Origin of the sequence: Escherichia sp. WS1265 (assembly GCF_046487585.1) — a bacterium.
Lineage (GTDB): Bacteria > Pseudomonadota > Gammaproteobacteria > Enterobacterales > Enterobacteriaceae > Escherichia > Escherichia coli.
The window spans coordinates 58,981-78,774 of record NZ_JBJQJE010000016.1; the positions used below are offsets into that span (position 1 = coordinate 58,981).

The 19,794-nt window shown below is 51.2% G+C and carries 18 protein-coding genes, 1 other RNA gene and 1 other annotated feature; of the genes, 11 read left to right on the top strand and 8 right to left on the bottom strand.

Going from position 1 to position 19,794, the window contains the following annotated elements; genetic code table 11:
- Positions 1-41: 41 nt before the first annotated feature.
- The 3 genes from dnaX to ACJHX3_RS16395 all read right to left on the bottom strand — a co-directional run bounded on the left by dnaX (position 42) and on the right by ACJHX3_RS16395 (position 3,183).
- Positions 42-1,973 (bottom strand): DNA polymerase III subunit gamma/tau, encoded by a 1,932-nt coding sequence (gene dnaX / locus ACJHX3_RS16385; RefSeq protein ID WP_000122015.1) that lies wholly within the window; start codon positions 1,971-1,973, stop codon positions 42-44.
- Positions 645-709 (bottom strand) — a sequence feature (DnaX frameshifting element). (Overlaps the previous gene by 65 nt.)
- A gap of 128 nt (positions 1,974-2,101) precedes the next feature.
- On the bottom strand, positions 2,102-2,653 hold the full coding sequence (apt, locus tag ACJHX3_RS16390; RefSeq protein ID WP_000127356.1) for an adenine phosphoribosyltransferase: 552 nt from the start codon (positions 2,651-2,653) through the stop codon (positions 2,102-2,104).
- A 152-nt stretch (positions 2,654-2,805) separates the two neighbouring features.
- The gene (locus ACJHX3_RS16395) at positions 2,806-3,183 is read right to left on the bottom strand and encodes a DUF454 family protein (RefSeq protein ID WP_001188905.1); all 378 of its coding nucleotides are present in this window, start codon (positions 3,181-3,183) and stop codon (positions 2,806-2,808) included.
- 69 nt (positions 3,184-3,252) lie between these two features.
- Between ACJHX3_RS16395 and priC the strand changes: the two genes are divergently transcribed.
- Both priC and rsmS read left to right on the top strand, forming a co-directional pair.
- A complete protein-coding gene (priC, locus tag ACJHX3_RS16400) occupies positions 3,253-3,780 on the top strand; it encodes a primosomal replication protein N'' (RefSeq protein WP_000844861.1) in 528 nt (175 codons plus the stop codon).
- A gap of 13 nt (positions 3,781-3,793) precedes the next feature.
- Positions 3,794-3,955, top strand: a complete 162-nt coding sequence (gene rsmS / locus ACJHX3_RS16405; RefSeq protein WP_000051157.1) for a pleiotropic regulatory protein RsmS — start codon at positions 3,794-3,796, stop codon at positions 3,953-3,955.
- A 211-nt stretch (positions 3,956-4,166) separates the two neighbouring features.
- Here rsmS and mscK read toward each other — a convergent pair whose 3' ends face one another.
- The gene (gene mscK, locus ACJHX3_RS16410; protein ID WP_094308356.1) at positions 4,167-7,529 is read right to left on the bottom strand and encodes a mechanosensitive channel MscK; all 3,363 of its coding nucleotides are present in this window, start codon (positions 7,527-7,529) and stop codon (positions 4,167-4,169) included.
- A 127-nt stretch (positions 7,530-7,656) separates the two neighbouring features.
- Positions 7,657-8,304: a multidrug efflux transporter transcriptional repressor AcrR gene (acrR, locus tag ACJHX3_RS16415; RefSeq protein WP_000101737.1), complete on the bottom strand. Its 648-nt coding sequence runs from the start codon at positions 8,302-8,304 to the stop codon at positions 7,657-7,659.
- A gap of 141 nt (positions 8,305-8,445) precedes the next feature.
- Here acrR and acrA point away from each other — a divergent pair, with 141 nt between their 5' ends.
- The 7 genes from acrA (at position 8,446) to pdeB (ending at position 16,998) form a co-directional block, all read left to right on the top strand.
- Positions 8,446-9,639 carry a multidrug efflux RND transporter periplasmic adaptor subunit AcrA gene (gene acrA, locus ACJHX3_RS16420; protein ID WP_001295833.1) on the top strand — a complete coding sequence of 398 codons (1,194 nt, stop codon included), beginning with the start codon at positions 8,446-8,448 and terminating at the stop codon, positions 9,637-9,639.
- A gap of 22 nt (positions 9,640-9,661) precedes the next feature.
- Positions 9,662-12,811, top strand: coding sequence for an efflux RND transporter permease AcrB (gene acrB, locus ACJHX3_RS16425; RefSeq protein WP_001132480.1), 3,150 nt, complete (start codon positions 9,662-9,664; stop codon positions 12,809-12,811).
- Positions 12,812-13,356: 545 nt separating this feature from the next.
- Complete coding sequence (tomB, locus tag ACJHX3_RS16430) at positions 13,357-13,731, top strand: Hha toxicity modulator TomB (RefSeq protein WP_000344800.1); 375 nt, start codon at positions 13,357-13,359, stop codon at positions 13,729-13,731.
- 25 nt (positions 13,732-13,756) lie between these two features.
- A complete protein-coding gene (locus tag ACJHX3_RS16435; RefSeq protein ID WP_001291435.1) occupies positions 13,757-13,975 on the top strand; it encodes an HHA domain-containing protein in 219 nt (72 codons plus the stop codon).
- 171 nt (positions 13,976-14,146) lie between these two features.
- Positions 14,147-14,698, top strand: a complete 552-nt coding sequence (maa, locus tag ACJHX3_RS16440) for a maltose O-acetyltransferase (RefSeq protein WP_000102564.1) — start codon at positions 14,147-14,149, stop codon at positions 14,696-14,698.
- Positions 14,699-14,813: 115 nt separating this feature from the next.
- Complete coding sequence (locus tag ACJHX3_RS16445; RefSeq protein ID WP_000136192.1) at positions 14,814-15,284, top strand: YlaC family protein; 471 nt, start codon at positions 14,814-14,816, stop codon at positions 15,282-15,284.
- Positions 15,285-15,447: 163 nt separating this feature from the next.
- A complete protein-coding gene (pdeB, locus tag ACJHX3_RS16450) occupies positions 15,448-16,998 on the top strand; it encodes a cyclic-guanylate-specific phosphodiesterase PdeB (RefSeq protein ID WP_001366446.1) in 1,551 nt (516 codons plus the stop codon).
- A 41-nt stretch (positions 16,999-17,039) separates the two neighbouring features.
- Here pdeB and ACJHX3_RS16455 read toward each other — a convergent pair whose 3' ends face one another.
- Positions 17,040-17,393: a DUF1428 domain-containing protein gene (locus tag ACJHX3_RS16455; protein WP_000878140.1), complete on the bottom strand. Its 354-nt coding sequence runs from the start codon at positions 17,391-17,393 to the stop codon at positions 17,040-17,042.
- A 119-nt stretch (positions 17,394-17,512) separates the two neighbouring features.
- An RNA gene (gene ffs, locus ACJHX3_RS16460) (signal recognition particle sRNA small type) lies at positions 17,513-17,609 on the bottom strand.
- A 162-nt stretch (positions 17,610-17,771) separates the two neighbouring features.
- On the opposite strand from ffs, the gene ACJHX3_RS16465 reads away from it, so the two are divergent.
- Positions 17,772-18,083, top strand: a complete 312-nt coding sequence (locus ACJHX3_RS16465; protein ID WP_000409911.1) for an MGMT family protein — start codon at positions 17,772-17,774, stop codon at positions 18,081-18,083.
- A 30-nt stretch (positions 18,084-18,113) separates the two neighbouring features.
- Here the strand turns inward: ACJHX3_RS16465 and ACJHX3_RS16470 are convergent, their stop codons facing one another.
- Positions 18,114-18,686 (bottom strand): YbaY family lipoprotein, encoded by a 573-nt coding sequence (locus tag ACJHX3_RS16470; RefSeq protein ID WP_000779831.1) that lies wholly within the window; start codon positions 18,684-18,686, stop codon positions 18,114-18,116.
- A 217-nt stretch (positions 18,687-18,903) separates the two neighbouring features.
- Here ACJHX3_RS16470 and tesB point away from each other — a divergent pair, with 217 nt between their 5' ends.
- On the top strand, positions 18,904-19,764 hold the full coding sequence (gene tesB / locus ACJHX3_RS16475; RefSeq protein WP_001305492.1) for an acyl-CoA thioesterase II: 861 nt from the start codon (positions 18,904-18,906) through the stop codon (positions 19,762-19,764).
- Positions 19,765-19,794 lie beyond the last annotated feature (30 nt).

Sequence of the window (19,794 nt, forward strand, 5' to 3'; positions counted from 1 at the left end):
TCAATCACGTTAAGGATGACGAACGTAAGCTGTGCTTACGATCAAATGGGGCGGATACTTTCTTCATCCAGCTCCGCATCGAAGAATCGACGCAGGGTCTGAATATTATTATCCGCAATAATGGACTCGCGCGCCTGCGCAAGTTTTTCTTCGTATATCGCCTGACGCCATTCCAGCGGCGTACGCACCGCGGGATTATCATCTTCAACGATAGTCAGTTCAACCGTTGAACCTTTTAACGTGCTCAACGCTTCAGCCAGTTTTTGCTGTGCGCCGCGGTTGTTCAAATGCCGCTGAGAGGAGCGCAAATGCAGACATACTGCGTTGTCGCTCTCCTCTTTCCAGGCATTTAAGGCCACCTGTTCGACCAGTTTTGGTAGCGAAAGTTGGCTCACCTGTGCCGCCCACGGGTCGCGCTCAATGGCTTCTGCCGCCAGCTTCGCCGCCAGTTCCGGCGTTTTTTCATGTTCCAGCGCTTTTTTTAGCGCCTTCGGCGTGGCGACCACTTCTTTTTGCTGCATCACTGGAGTGGTGGCCTTCCAGCGATACGCTTCTTTTTTGGCTGGCGCTTTTTCCAGCGCCGATGGCACCGGACGCGCCTGAACGCGATCGGTGACCGAAGCCAGTCTTTCCAGCGCAGCGTTATTCACCGGCCGCGCGCGGGTAGCGGCTGCCGGTTCACTCTTTTTTGCTTTGGTTGCTCCCTGCACGCGCTGCAACTGCTGGCGCGCCGCCAGCACCTGGCTGGTGGTTTCCGGGAGCGGTACAGTCGGTGCCTGCTGCGGCGCTGATTGCGGTTGCGGCGGCACCTGGGTTGGCGTCATTACTGCCGTTGGCGCGACGGGCGCAAAGGACTGGCGTGGCACTTCTGGCTCAGGCAGCGGCATACGCGGATGGAACGCCAGCGCACGAAGCAGCGTCATCTCAACGCCCATACGGCGGTCTGGCGCATACGGTAATTCTTTGCGACCAATCAACAGCGTCTGATAGTAAAGCTGAATATCCGTCGGCGGTATGGTGCGCGCCAGTTCACGCATCCGCAGCTCGATGGCGGCCATGTCGTTGCCAAGTGCAGCAGGCGAAAGTTGTACCATCGCAATACGATGCAACAGACCGAGCATTTCCACCAGCAACGCTTCCCACTCGATACCACGGGCAGCGGCTTCATTAATCAGCGCCATTACGCGCTCGCCGTTGGCCTCGACCATCGCTTCAACCAGCGACAGCGCCTGATCGTCGTCAAGCGTACCCAGCATCGCACTGACCGCCTGAGTTGAAACCTGGCCGTCACCGCTGGCAATCGCCTGGTCGGTCAGACTTAAGGCATCTCGCAGGCTGCCTTCAGCGGCGCGCGCCAGCAATTGCAGCGCCCGCGGCTCGTGAGCGATATGTTCTTCGTTGAGGATGTGTTCAAGCTGATGGCGAATTTGCTCGACATCCAGCGCCTTGAGATGGAATTGCAGACAGCGCGACAAAATCGTCACCGGCAATTTCTGCGGATCGGTCGTCGCCAGCAGAAACTTAACGTGCTCCGGCGGCTCTTCAAGGGTTTTTAACAGTGCGTTAAAGCTGTGGCGCGACAGCATATGCACTTCGTCGATCAGATAAACTTTGAAACGACCACGCGCCGGAGCGTACTGGACGTTATCCAGCAGGTCGCGAGTGTCTTCAACTTTGGTGCGCGAGGCGGCGTCGATTTCAATCAGATCGACAAAGCGCCCCTGCTCGATTTCACGACAGTTATCGCACACGCCGCACGGCGTCGCGGTAATGCCGGTTTCGCAGTTTAGCCCCTTCGCCAGCAGTCGGGCGATAGAGGTTTTTCCGACGCCACGGGTGCCGGAAAAAAGATAAGCATGATGAATACGCCCTAACGACAAGCCGTTCGCCAGTGCGGTCAGCACATGTTCCTGGCCGACGACGTCAGCAAAGGTTTGTGGGCGCCATTTTCGGGCTAAGACCTGATAACTCATTGGCAGGCTCTGAAACGCTGGAAGGTGGATTCACGAAGGGGTAATGCTAACACAGCCCCGTCAGAACGGCGAGGCTGAATGCACATCTTGTGCTGTCCGTAGCGTGGGCAGCACAAGACTGGCGATAATTAATGGCCCGGGAACGGGACTAGGCTGTAGCTGGTAATGCCCTGTTTTTCGAGACGCTGCTCGCCGCCGAGATCGAACAGGTTGATAATGAACGCAGCATCAGCCACTTCACCACCCAGACGACGGATCAGTTTAACGGTCGCTTCGATAGTGCCGCCGGTTGCCAGCAGATCGTCCACCACCAGAACTTTGTCGCCCGGTTTGATGGCATCAACGTGGATTTCCAGCTGATCGGTGCCGTATTCCAGATCGTAAGTTTCACTGATGGTCTCACGCGGCAGTTTGCCCGGTTTACGGACCGGTACAAAGCCAACGCCCAGACCCAGAGCTACCGGAGCGCCAAACAAGAAGCCACGCGCTTCGGTGCCGACAACTTTGGTAATGCCCGCATTTTTGTAACGCTCAACCAGCAAGTCGATGCTGAGAGCGTAAGCTTTCGGGTCTTCCAGTAAGCTGGTGACATCACGGAAAAGAATGCCGGGTTTTGGGTAGTCCTGAATGCTTTTGATGCTATTTTTGAGATACTCAAGCTGCTGTGCAGTCGCGGTCATAAGTGTATGCCTGCTTGTTACGGTGGTACTCACGGCGCGTTTTAAACGTATCAAAAGTAACAGTTGTTTAACCTTTGACCGCCTGCGCCTGTGCTCGAAAACGCCAGAATGTACTGGCTGTACGCAATAATTGCAACTGCGATTGTTGTGCTTCAGTGCTTTTCTTGCTTTTCATCAATCACCGGAATTCGCCACATATAAAAAAGCAAACAGGCGAGAATTACCAGCAACATGATGCGCACCCATGGCATCTGGACGAACCACAGAGAAATGGCAAACGTGAGCAAAATAAGCAAAATCGCCCGCGGTTTGACGCCGCGCGGCATCGCATGATGTTTCTGCCAGAAACGTAGATAGCTGCCAAACCATGAGCGGTACAGCAACCAGGCGTGAAAGCGCGGGGAAGAACGGGCAAAGCACCAGGCCGCCAGCAGGATAAACGGCGTCGTCGGTAATACCGGTAATACCACGCCCAGCGTACCCAGCACTACCGCCAGCCAGCCAATGATGATTAAAATGATTCGTTGCATATTGAGTGTTGTCAGCTTACAGAGTTGCTACTTTAGCATAACAATTATCATTTTCATTGAGGTCTTATCGTGAAAACCGCCCTGCTGCTGGAAAAACTGGAAGGACAGCTCGCTACGCTGCGTCAGCGTTGTGCCCCGGTAGCGCAATTTGCCACGCTAAGTGCCCGTTTTGACAGGCACCTTTTTCAGACTCGTGCGACAACACTGCAGGCTTGTCTCGATGAGGCGGGCGATAACATGGCTGCGCTTCGTCATGCGGTTGAGCAGCAACAGCTGCCGCAAGTGGCCTGGCTGGCAGAACATCTGGCGGCACAACTGGAAGCCATCGCGCGTGAAGCCTCCGCCTGGTCATTGCGCGAGTGGGATAGCGCACCACCGAAAATTGCCCGCTGGCAGCGTAAACGTATTCAGCATCAGGATTTTGAGCGGCGGCTACGTGAGATGGTTGCCGAACGCAGAGCCCGCCTGGCGCGGGTGACCGATCTCGTGGAACAGCAAACGCTGCATCGTGAAGTGGAAGCCTATGAAGCGCGCCTGGCACGCTGCCGCCATGCGCTGGAAAAAATCGAAAACAGGCTAGCGCGCTTAACCCGCTAGCAATGGAGAGAGTATGTCACTGGAAAATGCCCCTGACGATGTCAAACTGGCTGTCGATTTGATTGTGCTGCTGGAAGAAAATCAGATCCCAACCCGCACCGTGCTGCGCGCGCTGGATATTGTAAAACGCGATTATGAAAAGAAATTAACGCGCGATGATGAGGCGGAAAAGTGAGAAATAAATGGGGCCGATAAATGTCCCCTAAGATTGTGGGCAAACGCAAAACTGCCTGATGCGCTACGCTTATCAGGCCTACACCGCTCCTGCAATATATTGAATTCTTGCGGTTCCGTAGGCCGGATAAGGCGGTCACGCCGCATCCGGCATGAACAACGCGCACTTTGTCAGTAATCTCGGGGCAACTAAATGTCGCCCCCTTTGGTTATTACCCAACCGCTGGTGTCGGATCGTCGCCTTTGTAGTCGCGTTTTACTTCCGTCACCTCATCGCCCTTCTCGTTGTGCAGATGCACTTCAAGCTGGTTAAAGGCAATGTTGATGTCGTTTTCACGGCACAGCTGATCGATAGTACGGTTCAGCTCATCGACAGTACGGCTACGGTCACGCAGTTCACGCACATACAGACGCAGCTCATGATCCAACGTGCTGGCACCAAACGCCGTAAAGAAGACTTCCGGCATTGGTTCGTGCATCACCCTTGGGTGCTCAGTCGCCGCCTTCAGTAACACTTTACGCACTTTTTCCAGATCGGAGCCATAGGCCACGCCGAGACAGATCACCAGACGCGTAGTAGTGTCAGTCAACGACCAGTTGATCAGACGCTCGGTAACAAACGCTTTATTCGGGATGATCACTTCTTTGCGATCGAAATCGGTAATCGTTGTCGCACGAATACGGATCTTACTTACTGTCCCCGAGAAGCTACCAATGGTTACCGTATCGCCAATACGCACCGGACGTTCGAACAGAATGATCAAACCGGAGACGAAGTTACCAAAAATTTCTTGTAAACCAAAACCAAGACCTACGGATAATGCTGCGGCCAGCCACTGGAGTTTATCCCACGAGACGCCCAGCGATCCGAACACCGTCATCGCACCAACGGCAATAATGATGTAGTTAAGGATGGTAGTAATGGCATACGACGCGCCCTGGCGCATATTCAGTCGCGAGAGCACCAGCACTTCCAGCAAACCAGGCAGGTTGCGAATCAACGCCCAGGCCACCATTGAGGCGATAATCGCAAACAACAGACTGCCCATGGTGACGTTTTTCACCACCGCAGCACCAGCTTCAGTACCGTTGTAATGCCAGAGCGTGATGCTGTCCAGATAGCTGAACACGGTGATCAAATCGGACCAAATTGCCCAGAACATGACACCGAACAGCGCAAACATCAGCAACATGGTAATACGCAGCGTCTGCTGGTTAACCTGCTCCAGTGCAATGGTGGGTTCTTCCGGCGGTTCGGCACCTTCTGCGCCCTCTTTCACCAGATTCTGCCGACGCGCCAGCGCACGACGCCAGGCGATACGCCGCGCCGCTACGCTTAAGCCGCGCAATACCGTCTGGTACAGCAGGTTCCAGATGATCACCAAATAAACGGTTTCAATCCAACGCCCGGAGAGGCGCAGCGTGGTGTAGAAATAACCCGTGGCGGTCAGCACCATCAACGCAATCGGGATAATCGACAGTACGGTAATGGTGACCAGTCGCATGGTGTGCGACTCTTTATCACGCCAGCTTTCGCGGCACATCGGCCATACCAGGAAGGCAATCAGCAGCAGGTTGAAGAAAATCATCGCCTGCCCCAGCACATCATCCATCAGATGCAGCGGGGAAAGTTCTGCCACCACAGACCAGAAATGGATAGGCAGCAATGCGAGACTGATGCGGACAATTTGCCGACGCCAGTGGCTGGTCTGCTGTTCCGGCATACCAAAGTGACGCACGGCAACGCCGTTTTTCTCCAGTACCTTCCAGCACAGGCCAAACACCAGCCAGAAAATCGCCAGTTTTTTACTGAACGACCATAGCAGTTCGCTGATGTTGAGCTGCATGGTCAACAGAATCAGGCCAACCGCGAGAATAATCAGGCACACCGGCAGCGCACGGATCAGGTCGATAAGGATCGCTTTTGGTGTGTTGAGCTGGCTGTCGTTACGCAGGGAACCCACAGCGGAAGCCAGTTTTTGTTGATACGCTTTCAGCCAGCCCAGACGCCAGTGGATCAGCCCGGCAATCAACAGCAGCGGCAAACCGGCGAGGAAAGCGATAAAAACGGCAGGCCAGGCTTTTTCCCAGTTCACCGTGATTTTCATCGACTTAAATTCATCTTTCAGGCTTTGTGGGAACGCTTTGATCCAGTCCCAGTCCATTGGACGGTTACTGTTCACCCAAAAGATTTGCTGAGTCAGGATGGATTTCAGGTTTTTCGACACACTCATCAACTGCTGCTGGTTGATTTGCAGGTTAATGGCCATCATCAGCTGGTTACCCAACTGTTTGTTAAGCTGATCCAGCAATTCGCGACGCATATCAACCACTTGCAATAACGCATCGTGAACTTCGCTGTTGACTTCGTTGGCGTGACCTTCTTCCAGTTTGTTGACGAACGCATCGCTCTGGAAGAGTGCATCACGCTGCTGGTTGACTTCAAACTGTTCGAGACGCAAATCCGCGATGCGGTTGGTCATGTTTTCCAGTTCATCCGCCGAGGGCAGCGTTTGTTGTTGCTGGTAAAGGATACGAGACAACAGCAGGCTGCCCTTCAGGACGGCAATCTGCTCTTTAATATTGCGTTCCGATTGCAGCGCCCGCTCCAGCCAGTTTTTGACTTTAATGTTTTGCTGCATCAACTGATTACCGTTTTCAGTCGCGGTAATCAGACGCTGACTTAACTGCTGGTTAATTTCCAGTTCCTGCTTCACCAGCGGATTAGCCTGAATACGCGCGGCTTCATCCGGGGAGACGGCTTCCTGCGCCGTTTTTTCGGTTAAAGTCAGGCGCTTGCTGTTTACTGCTTCTTGCAACAGCTGCAACTGATGCTCCAGACGGGCGCTGTTCGCCGTCACGTAATCCCGTTGCTTTTGCAAGGTATCCTGTAAGACTGTGTTCCCTTCCAGGCTTTTACGCTGCTGGTCAATCTCGGCATTCAGCAAAGCCTGCTGAGCCTGCATTAACACTTTCTGGCTGGGACGTAAGGCAGTCTCGCCGACATCAGTCCCATCCAGACGACTGCGAATTTGTTGCAGCTGCTGCGAAGCGTTATACATCGCATTTTGCACGCGTTCGGGCTGCGTCTGTAACGAAACCAGCTGGCTGTTATAAGACGCCAGATCGTTTTGTGCGTTTTGCAAATCGTCCAGCGCCTGGGCAACGCGAGTTTCCAGCTGGCGCAACGAAAGCGTGCTCAGAATTTTGCGCGTTTCTTCGTCGTTATCGACATCGCTAAGTGCTGTTAACGCCGCGGTCGCCTGGCGCATTTTTTCCGGCGCTTCAGCGACTTTTTGCCGTAGCTGAACTGTCTCTTCTTTTACGCGATCGATTTTATCGAGGGTGGCTAATGTATCTGTCAGATCCTGCTGCACCAGTTTGTCCTGAGCAGAAAGATCTTTTTGTTTATTTAGTGAGTCAAGTTGCGCCTGCAGGTCCGCTTTTGTCGGCAGATCACCATTCGATGACGCCCGCGCAAACGCCGTGTTCTGGCATAACAAGACAAAAACAAAAGCAATAAATGCTGAAAAAACAAAATGCCGTGATCGTTTGTAATACTGGAACATAGTCATGATGAATGAAGGTTTCTGAACCTGAAGAACGACCTGAAAAAGTCAAACCGCAAGAATATCACGACGCAGTGAACCAGAATAGCAACGACGAAAATGTCCAGGAAAAATCCTGGAGTCAGATTCAGGGTTATTCGTTAGTGGCAGGATTACGAAGCGTGGGGCACAGGAGATACATCTCCAGTAAGATGGCAACGTAATCGCGGGCTTCTTTTTTAAGATCAAAAGATTGCGGGGCAAAGAGCCAGTTTTCCATCAGGCCGGAAATATAGCCGCGCATAATAATTGCTGCGCGACGCGTCATTAAATCCGCAGGCAACATTTTCGCTTCAATACAATGTTTTAACGTTTGTTCTATACGGTCATAACTTTCCAGACAGAGATTACGTTGTGCCTGTTGCACAACAGCCATTTCTCCGACAAATTCGCATTTGTGGAATATAATCTCCATCAATAATCGACGCCGTTCTTCTGTCACCGTGGATTCAAGAACATGAATTAATATCTCTCTTAATACTGAGAGTGGATCGCCAGGGAATTTTGCCTGATACTCAAGCTCTAGTTCACCAATATTGGATTCTGACAGTTCCCAGATCTCACTGAACAAATCCGACTTGTCTTTAAAATGCCAGTAGATTGCACCGCGCGTAACGCCAGCTGCTTTTGCAATCTCGCCCAGCGAGGTGGATGATACCCCCTGCTGTGAGAAAAGACGTAGAGCCACATCGAGGATGTGTTGGCGCGTTTCTTGCGCTTCTTGTTTGGTTTTTCGTGCCATATGTTCGTGAATTTACAGGCGTTAGATTTACATACATTTGTGAATGTATGTACCATAGCACGACGATAATATAAACGCAGCAATGGGTTTATTAACTTTTGACCATTGACCAATTTGAAATCGGACACTCGAGGTTTACATATGAACAAAAACAGAGGGTTTACGCCTCTGGCGGTCGTTCTGATGCTCTCAGGCAGCTTAGCCCTAACAGGATGTGACGACAAACAGGCCCAACAAGGTGGCCAGCAGATGCCCGCCGTTGGCGTAGTAACAGTCAAAACTGAACCTCTGCAGATCACAACCGAGCTTCCGGGTCGCACCAGTGCCTACCGGATCGCAGAAGTTCGTCCTCAAGTTAGCGGGATTATCCTGAAGCGTAATTTCAAAGAAGGTAGCGACATCGAAGCAGGTGTCTCTCTCTATCAGATTGATCCTGCGACCTATCAGGCGGCATACGACAGCGCGAAAGGCGATCTGGCGAAAGCCCAGGCTGCAGCCAATATCGCGCAATTGACGGTGAATCGTTATCAGAAATTGCTCGGTACTCAGTACATCAGTAAGCAAGAGTACGATCAGGCTCTGGCTGATGCGCAACAGGCGAATGCTGCGGTAACTGCGGCGAAAGCTGCCGTTGAAACTGCGCGGATCAATCTGGCTTACACCAAAGTTACCTCTCCGATTAGCGGTCGCATTGGTAAGTCGAACGTGACGGAAGGCGCATTGGTACAGAACGGTCAGGCGACTGCGCTGGCAACCGTGCAGCAACTTGATCCGATCTACGTTGATGTGACCCAGTCCAGCAACGACTTCCTGCGCCTGAAACAGGAACTGGCAAATGGCACGCTGAAACAAGAGAACGGCAAAGCCAAAGTGTCGCTGATCACCAGTGACGGCATTAAGTTTCCGCAGGACGGTACGCTGGAATTCTCTGACGTTACCGTTGATCAGACCACTGGGTCTATCACCCTACGCGCTATCTTCCCGAACCCGGATCACACTCTGCTGCCGGGTATGTTCGTACGTGCACGTCTGGAAGAAGGGCTTAATCCAAACGCTATTTTAGTCCCGCAACAGGGCGTAACCCGTACGCCGCGTGGCGATGCCACCGTACTGGTGGTTGGCGCGGATGACAAAGTGGAAACCCGTCCGATCGTTGCAAGCCAGGCTATCGGCGATAAGTGGCTGGTGACAGAAGGTCTGAAAGCAGGCGATCGCGTAGTAATAAGTGGGCTGCAGAAAGTGCGTCCTGGTGTCCAGGTAAAAGCACAAGAAGTTACCGCTGATAATAACCAGCAAGCCGCAAGCGGTGCTCAGCCTGAACAGTCCAAGTCTTAACTTAAACAGGAGCCGTTAAGACATGCCTAATTTCTTTATCGATCGCCCGATTTTTGCGTGGGTGATCGCCATTATCATCATGTTGGCAGGGGGGCTGGCGATCCTCAAACTGCCGGTGGCGCAATATCCTACGATTGCACCGCCGGCAGTAACGATCTCCGCCTCCTACCCCGGCGCTGATGCGAAAACAGTGCAGGACACGGTGACACAGGTTATCGAACAGAATATGAACGGTATCGATAACCTGATGTACATGTCCTCTAACAGTGACTCCACGGGTACCGTGCAGATCACCCTGACCTTTGAGTCTGGTACTGATGCGGATATCGCGCAGGTTCAGGTGCAGAACAAACTGCAGCTGGCGATGCCGTTGCTGCCGCAAGAAGTTCAGCAGCAAGGGGTGAGCGTTGAGAAATCATCCAGCAGCTTCCTGATGGTTGTCGGCGTTATCAACACCGATGGCACCATGACGCAGGAGGATATCTCCGACTACGTGGCGGCGAATATGAAAGATGCCATCAGCCGTACGTCGGGCGTGGGTGACGTTCAGTTGTTCGGTTCACAGTACGCGATGCGTATCTGGATGAACCCGAATGAACTGAACAAATTCCAACTAACACCGGTTGATGTCATTACCGCCATCAAAGCGCAGAACGCCCAGGTTGCGGCGGGTCAGCTCGGTGGTACGCCGCCGGTGAAAGGCCAACAGCTTAACGCCTCTATTATTGCTCAGACGCGTCTGACCTCTACTGAAGAGTTTGGCAAAATCCTGCTGAAAGTGAATCAGGATGGTTCCCGCGTGCTGCTGCGTGATGTGGCGAAAATTGAGCTGGGTGGTGAGAACTACGACATCATCGCAGAGTTTAACGGCCAACCGGCTTCCGGTCTGGGGATCAAGCTGGCGACCGGTGCAAACGCGCTGGATACCGCTGCGGCAATCCGTGCTGAACTGGCGAAGATGGAACCGTTCTTCCCGTCAGGTCTGAAAATTGTTTACCCGTACGACACCACGCCGTTCGTGAAAATCTCTATTCACGAAGTGGTTAAAACGCTGGTCGAAGCGATCATCCTCGTGTTCCTGGTTATGTATCTGTTCTTGCAGAACTTCCGCGCGACGTTGATTCCGACCATTGCCGTACCGGTGGTATTGCTGGGGACCTTTGCCGTCCTTGCCGCCTTTGGCTTCTCGATAAACACGCTAACAATGTTCGGGATGGTGCTCGCCATTGGCCTGTTGGTGGATGACGCCATCGTTGTGGTAGAAAACGTTGAGCGTGTGATGGCGGAAGAAGGTTTGCCGCCAAAAGAAGCCACCCGTAAGTCGATGGGGCAGATTCAGGGCGCTCTGGTCGGTATCGCGATGGTACTGTCGGCGGTATTCGTACCGATGGCCTTCTTTGGCGGTTCTACTGGTGCTATCTATCGTCAGTTCTCTATTACCATTGTTTCAGCAATGGCGCTGTCGGTACTGGTGGCGTTGATTCTGACTCCGGCTCTTTGTGCCACCATGCTGAAACCGATTGCCAAAGGCGATCACGGAGAAGGTAAAAAAGGCTTCTTCGGCTGGTTTAACCGCATGTTCGAGAAGAGCACGCACCACTACACCGACAGCGTAGGCGGTATTCTGCGCAGTACAGGGCGTTACCTGGTGCTGTATCTGATCATCGTGGTCGGCATGGCCTATCTGTTCGTGCGTCTGCCAAGCTCCTTCTTGCCAGATGAAGACCAGGGCGTATTTATGACCATGGTTCAGCTGCCAGCAGGTGCAACGCAGGAACGTACGCAGAAAGTGCTCAATGAGGTAACGAATTACTATCTGACCAAAGAAAAGAACAACGTTGAGTCGGTGTTCGCTGTTAACGGCTTCGGCTTTGCGGGACGTGGTCAGAATACCGGTATTGCGTTCGTTTCCTTGAAGGACTGGGCCGATCGTCCGGGTGAAGAAAACAAAGTTGAAGCGATTACCATGCGTGCAACACGCGCTTTCTCGCAAATCAAAGATGCGATGGTTTTCGCCTTTAACCTGCCCGCAATCGTGGAACTGGGTACTGCAACCGGCTTTGACTTTGAGCTGATTGACCAGGCTGGCCTTGGTCACGAAAAACTGACTCAGGCGCGTAACCAGCTGCTTGCAGAAGCAGCGAAGCACCCTGATATGTTGACCAGCGTACGTCCAAACGGTCTGGAAGATACCCCGCAGTTTAAGATTGATATCGACCAGGAAAAAGCGCAGGCGCTGGGTGTTTCTATCAACGACATTAACACCACTCTGGGCGCTGCATGGGGCGGTAGCTATGTGAACGACTTTATCGACCGCGGTCGTGTGAAGAAAGTTTACGTCATGTCAGAAGCGAAATACCGTATGCTGCCGGATGATATCGGCGACTGGTATGTTCGTGCTGCTGATGGTCAGATGGTGCCGTTCTCGGCGTTCTCCTCTTCTCGTTGGGAGTACGGTTCGCCGCGTCTGGAACGTTACAACGGCCTGCCATCCATGGAAATCTTAGGCCAGGCGGCACCGGGTAAAAGTACCGGTGAAGCAATGGAGCTGATGGAACAACTGGCGAGCAAACTGCCTACCGGTGTTGGCTATGACTGGACGGGGATGTCCTATCAGGAACGTCTCTCCGGCAACCAGGCACCTTCACTGTACGCGATTTCGTTGATTGTCGTGTTCCTGTGTTTGGCGGCGCTGTATGAAAGCTGGTCGATTCCGTTCTCCGTTATGCTGGTCGTTCCGCTGGGGGTTATCGGTGCGTTGCTGGCTGCCACCTTCCGTGGCCTGACCAATGACGTTTACTTCCAGGTAGGCCTGCTCACAACCATTGGGTTGTCGGCGAAGAACGCGATACTTATCGTCGAATTCGCCAAAGACTTGATGGATAAAGAAGGTAAAGGTCTGATTGAAGCGACGCTTGATGCGGTGCGGATGCGTTTACGTCCGATCCTGATGACCTCGCTGGCGTTTATCCTCGGCGTTATGCCGCTGGTTATCAGTACTGGTGCTGGTTCCGGCGCGCAGAACGCAGTAGGTACCGGTGTAATGGGCGGGATGGTGACCGCAACGGTACTGGCAATCTTCTTCGTTCCGGTATTCTTTGTGGTGGTTCGCCGCCGCTTTAGCCGCAAGAATGAAGATATCGAGCACAGCCATACTGTCGATCATCATTGATACAACGTGTAATCACAAAGGCCGCGCAAGCGGCCTTTTTTATGCATAACCGACGAACATTAAGAAGTCATTGAACCACCAACTCAGGATCTCATACGAAAACCAGTATTAAACACGTTTAAAATTCATAAAAAATACTGATTGTTAGTTAATTTATATTAAGTAGCGCTAATAGATTTAATAATCCATAATCATTTAGAGGCTATTCTTAATTATTTGCGGTAATTCTTTATTCATTCCTCGGTTATTACGTCATATTCAGAGCAATCCTGGTATTAGTGTTACCAATTTCATCTGGCGATAATCCTGAAATGTTATGAACAGTTCGAGCAAACTGCTTTTACCTGCTGCGGGTTAGTGCTAGTATGAAAAAGTAAGTCCTGTCCCGCTTCCTTCCTAATTGTAATTTTTCGTAATAATGCGATGAAAACCTGCAAAGAGTGGCTTATAGTTAAGCTAACAAACGAGAGGGCAAGTCCAGGTCAGTAAGTTTTTTCCATCCCGAAAGGTGTCCGTTAGTTCAACCACTAAGAAGGGGACGCGTTATGGATGAATACTCACCCAAAAGACATGATATCGCACAGCTTAAGTTTCTCTGTGAAACCCTGTATCATGACTGTCTTGCAAACCTTGAAGAAAGCAATCATGGCTGGGTTAACGACCCAACCTCGGCGATCAACCTCCAGTTGAATGAACTGATTGAGCATATTGCGACCTTCGCACTTAATTACAAAATTAAGTATAATGAAGACAATAAGCTCATTGAGCAGATCGACGAATATCTGGATGACACCTTTATGTTGTTCAGCAGTTATGGTATTAATATGCAGGATCTTCAGAAATGGCGGAAGTCAGGTAATCGACTATTCCGTTGTTTTGTCAATGCGACGAAAGAGAATCCTGCGAGTTTATCTTGTTAGAATTATTACAACCATGGGTAGAAGTATGTCCGAAAAACCTTTAACGAAAACCGATTATTTAATGCGTTTACGTCGTTGCCAGACAATTGACACGCTGGAGCGTGTTATCGAGAAAAATAAATACGAATTATCAGATAATGAACTGGCGGTATTTTACTCAGCCGCAGATCACCGCCTCGCCGAATTGACCATGAATAAACTGTACGACAAGATCCCTTCCTCAGTATGGAAATTTATTCGCTAATAAATAATTCGCTTTCGGAGCTATAACCGGCTGTTTATTAAGAATTTTATACTTTTTCGCCATGAAGACATACCCTATGTGATCTTTATCACACAGATGTAATGGGAACGTTCTCTTCACTGACTTTTCGTCTTACTGTGTTGCCGCATTTTCAGCAACCGGAGGTCAGTAATGAGCACAGAAAAAGAAAAGATGATTGCTGGTGAGTTGTATCGCTCGGCAGATGAGACGTTATCTCGCGATCGCCTGCGCGCTCGTCAGCTTATTCACCGATACAATCATTCCCTGGCGGAAGAGCACACATTACGCCAGCAAATTCTCGCTGATTTATTCGGTCAGGTGACAGAGGCTTATATTGAGCCAACGTTTCGCTGTGATTATGGCTATAACATTTTTCTCGGCAATAATTTTTTCGCCAACTTCGATTGCGTGATGCTTGATGTCTGCCCTATTCGCATCGGTGATAACTGTATGTTGGCACCAGGCGTTCATATCTACACGGCAACACATCCCATCGACCCTGTAGCACGTAATAGCGGTGCTGAACTGGGGAAACCCGTCACCATCGGTAATAACGTCTGGATTGGCGGACGCGCGGTCATTAACCCTGGTGTGACCATTGGTGATAACGTCGTGGTAGCCTCAGGTGCAGTTGTCACAAAAGATGTCCCGGACAACGTTGTCGTGGGCGGTAATCCAGCCAGAATAATTAAAAAATTGTAATCGGTTTTTCGCAACTGCTATGCAAAATTGTGGTAAATCTGTTACTTTCCCTCTACTATTCCCACGTTAAAATAGGGTGTTCCCTGGAAAGTTGCAGATACCACGAAGGCAAACGATGACCGAAATACAACGCCTGCTGACCGAAACGATTGAGTCTCTGAATACCCGCGAAAAACGCGACAACAAACCCCGCTTTAGTATCAGTTTTATCCGTAAACATCCGGGGCTGTTTATCGGTATGTATGTTGCTTTTTTTGCCACCCTGGCGGTGATGTTGCAGTCCGAAACGCTTTCAGGCTCTGTCTGGCTACTGGTGGTATTATTTATCCTGCTTAATGGTTTCTTCTTTTTCGATGTCTACCCACGCTACCGCTATGAAGATATCGACGTGCTGGATTTCCGCGTTTGCTATAACGGCGAATGGTACAACACGCGCTTTGTACCTGCCGCGCTGGTTGAAGCCATCTTGAACTCTCCGCGTGTCGCGGATGTTCATAAGGAACAACTGCAAAAAATGATCGTCCGTAAAGGTGAACTGTCTTTTTACGATATTTTTACCCTCGCTCGCGCCGAATCAACATCTTAAATTAGGGTTACATACCAGGCGTAAAGCTCTGCGCCTGGTCAAATGACAACGATCGTTTCCACCCATCACTTCATGAAATCCCGGCTCTACCTCCTTATCTCCTGCCAGCCTTTTTCCACAATCAGATATACTTTCCCTACACTGTGTTAATAAGGATATGCTGGTGAGAACACGACATCTGGTCGGCCTTATTTCGGGAGTACTGATTCTTTCAGTATTGCTGCCTGTCGGCTTAAGCATCTGGCTGGCCCATCAGCAGGTAGAAACATCATTTATTGAAGAGCTGAATACGTATTCCTCCCGCGTCGCTATTCGGGCCAATAAGGTGGCGACACAAGGGAAAGATGCGCTGCAAGAGCTGGAAAGATGGCAAGGCGCTGCCTGTAGCGAAGCCCATCTCATGGAAATGCGTCGGGTATCTTACAGTTATCGCTATATTCAGGAAGTGGTTTATATCGATAACAACGTTCCCCAGTGTTCGTCTCTGGAGCATGAAAGCCCGCCCGATACCTTCCCCGAGCCAGGTAAAATTTCGAAAGATGGTTATCGTGTCTGGTTAACATCGCATAACGATTTAGGCATTATCCGTTACATGGTCGCCATGGGAACGGCACATTATGTCGTCATGATCGACCCTGCTTCCTTTATTGATGTCATTCCCTATAGTTCATGGCAAATTGATGCCGCCATTATTGGCAATGCCCATAACGTTGTCATAACCAGCAGCGATGAAATTGCTCAGGGAATTATTACCAGACTACAAAAAACACCCGGTGAGCATATCGAAAATAATGGAATCATTTACGATATCCTGCCCTTCCCGGAAATGAATATTTCGATCATCACCTGGGCTTCAACGAAAATGTTGCAGAAAGGCTGGCATCGGCAAGTCTTTATTTGGTTACCGCTCGGGTTGGTGATTGGCCTGCTGGCAGCGATGTTTGTGCTGCGTATTTTGCGCCGTATCCAGTCACCGCATCATCGGCTGCAGGATGCTATCGAAAATCGTGATATTTGCGTGCACTATCAGCCGATTGTCTCCTTAGCCAATGGCAAAATTGTCGGTGCTGAGGCACTGGCGCGCTGGCCGCAGACAGACGGTAGTTGGTTATCACCAGATAGTTTTATTCCGCTGGCACAGCAAACGGGCCTTTCTGAGCCATTGACGCTACTGATTATAAGAAGCGTCTTTGAAGATATGGGCGACTGGCTGCGTCAGCATCCGCAGCAGCATATTTCGATCAATCTTGAATCCACCGTGCTCACCTCGGAAAAAATCCCGCAATTGCTGCGTGAAATGATCAATCACTATCAGGTTAATCCCAGACAGATCGCGCTTGAACTCACTGAACGCGAGTTTGCCGATCCGAAAACCAGCGCCCCGATAATTTCTCGCTACCGGGAGGCGGGCCATGAAATTTATCTTGATGATTTTGGTACGGGGTATTCAAGTTTAAGTTATTTACAGGATCTGGATGTCGACATTCTGAAGATAGATAAATCTTTCGTTGATGCGCTGGAATATAAAAATGTCACGCCGCATATCATCGAAATGGCAAAAACACTGAAACTGAAAATGGTAGCGGAGGGAATCGAAACCAGTAAACAAGAAGAGTGGTTACGCCAGCATGGCGTGCACTACGGTCAGGGCTGGCTCTACAGCAAGGCATTACCGAAAGAAGATTTCTTACGCTGGGCCGAGCAACATTTGTGAATTGTAGGGCTGACGGCACGCCGCACAGCCCGTCACGCTACCTATTCGTCGATGATTGACTCGAATCCGCCATAGATCATTCGCTTACCATCAAACGGCATGGACTCGCCGAACTCTTTCATCCGTGGGTCCGACATCATCTTTTGATTAGCAGCGTCGCGGACCTCTTTTGAAGGGTATTCAATCCAGCTAAAGACAACCTCTTCATTCTCTTCCGCTTTCACCGCCATACGAAAATCGGTCACTTTGCCATCCGGTACATCGCTGGCCCAGCATTCGACAATACGAAGCGCGCCAAACTCTTTAAACAATGGCGCGGCCTTAGCGGCCATTTCCCGATAGGCATCCTTTTTATCGGCAGGAACGGCAACCACAAAACCATCAACATACTTCATCAGACATACCTCCGAAGCGTACTGCGCAGCCAGAAAATTCTTGCGACGTCAGTCGTGGTTAAAGTTTAGCCATATTGGGATTTTTTGACGAAACGCTGGGAGGCAGAAATGGGTGGGGGCCCTGCCAGCTACATCCCGGCACACGCGTCATCTGCCTTGGCTGCTTCCTTCCGGACCTGACCTGGTAAACAGAGTAGCGTTGCGGGAGAACCAACAGAGCCCCCATTGAGAGCGTTGAGAACCAACGCGCAGGCGCATTATCACTGCTGCCCCGGCTAATTGCAACCCATTGCGTGCCGGATGCTGGTTTCTTGCGCAATGCGACTTCACTCGGGCGTTTTTCCAGATTATGCTGAAAAATTACCTCAGGAAAAAAAGATGGAAAAAGAAGATTCATTTCCCCAACGCGTCTGGCAAATCGTCGCCGCTATTCCCGAAGGCTATGTCACCACTTACGGTGATGTGGCGAAACTGGCAGGATCGCCCCGCGCCGCGCGCCAGGTGGGCGGTGTGTTAAAGCGTCTCCCTGAAGGCAGCACCTTGCCCTGGCACCGGGTGGTTAATCGCCACGGCACAATTTCGCTAACCGGACCGGATTTACAGCGTCAACGACAGGCATTACTGGCAGAAGGTGTGATGGTATCGGGAAGCGGGCAAATCGACTTGCAGCGTTATCGCTGGAACTACTAACCCTCTCCGGGCGGAGAGGGTTAACTGCGCTTAATATTGCGTAGGAGCTGGAACTGCCGAAGACGGATTCACCTGGGTTGGTGAAGTTGAAGGTACGGTAGTCGTTGCGCCACCGCTGGCCTGAACCGGCACGGCGGTTTGCTGTACCGGCACCAATGTCAGGTCGGCTTTCGTTCCGCCCTGGTTGATCACCGGCTGAACGGTATCGGTAATAAATACCAGTTTGTCATTCACGGTAATCGCCGCACTCAACAGAATACGCGCATTCGGCTGAACATCTGCCGGGTTAAATGGCAGAACAAAGCTGAATGGTGACTGTTTGCCTTCGGTACGCACCGCTTTCTGCGCCAGTACTTTTGACGGTGCATCGGCTAACGACGCGTCAGAAAGTGTCACGGTCAGCACAGCATCAGGCGGCAGTGCGACTTTCTGACGGATCCAGACGGTACCGGAGACATTCGGTTGCTGGATAGCAGGTTGTTGTGTTGCTGAAATAGACGTATTTGCAGCCGGTGCTGGCGTCTGAATATCCGCGCTTTTATCTGCGCAAGCCGCCAACGCAATCGCAACCGCTAAACCACTGGCCATGTGCACGAGTTTCATTCACTTCTCCTTATTATCAATGCACCAGCGGGCTAACTTTCCTCGCCGGAAGAGTGGTTAACAAAATAGTAACGTCAACAAGTGTGGCACACATCACGCATTTCTGCCTGTAATTAGCCCGTAATTCAGACCATTGCACCCATCGGACCAGTGGCAAATTTGCGTTATACTCAACTCACTTTGGCTTGCTGCGGCAGCTTTGTTACTGGAGAGTTATATGAGTCAGGCGCTAAAAAATTTACTGACATTGTTAAATCTGGAAAAAATTGAGGAAGGACTCTTTCGCGGCCAGAGTGAAGATTTAGGTTTACGCCAGGTGTTTGGCGGCCAGGTCGTGGGTCAGGCCTTGTATGCTGCAAAAGAGACCGTCCCTGAAGAGCGGCTGGTACATTCGTTTCATAGCTACTTTCTTCGCCCTGGCGATAGTAAGAAGCCGATTATTTATGATGTCGAAACGCTGCGTGACGGTAACAGCTTCAGCGCCCGCCGGGTTGCTGCTATTCAAAACGGCAAACCGATTTTTTATATGACTGCCTCTTTCCAGGCACCAGAAGCGGGTTTCGAACATCAAAAAACAATGCCGTCCGCGCCAGCGCCTGATGGCCTGCCTTCGGAAACGCAAATCGCCCAATCGCTGGCGCACCTGCTGCCGCCAGTGCTGAAAGATAAATTCATCTGCGATCGTCCGCTTGAAGTCCGTCCGGTGGAGTTTCATAACCCACTGAAAGGGCACGTCGCAGAACCGCATCGTCAGGTGTGGATCCGCGCAAATGGTAGCGTGCCGGATGATCTGCGCGTTCATCAGTATCTGCTCGGTTACGCTTCTGATCTTAACTTCCTGCCGGTAGCTCTACAGCCGCACGGCATCGGTTTTCTCGAACCAGGAATTCAGATAGCGACCATCGACCATTCCATGTGGTTCCATCGCCCGTTTAATTTGAATGAATGGCTGCTGTATAGCGTGGAGAGCACCTCGGCGTCCAGCGCTCGCGGCTTTGTGCGCGGTGAGTTTTATACCCAGAATGGCGTGCTGGTTGCCTCGACCGTTCAGGAAGGGGTAATGCGTAATCATAATTAAAAAAATAGCCGGAGGTGAAAACCGTCCGGC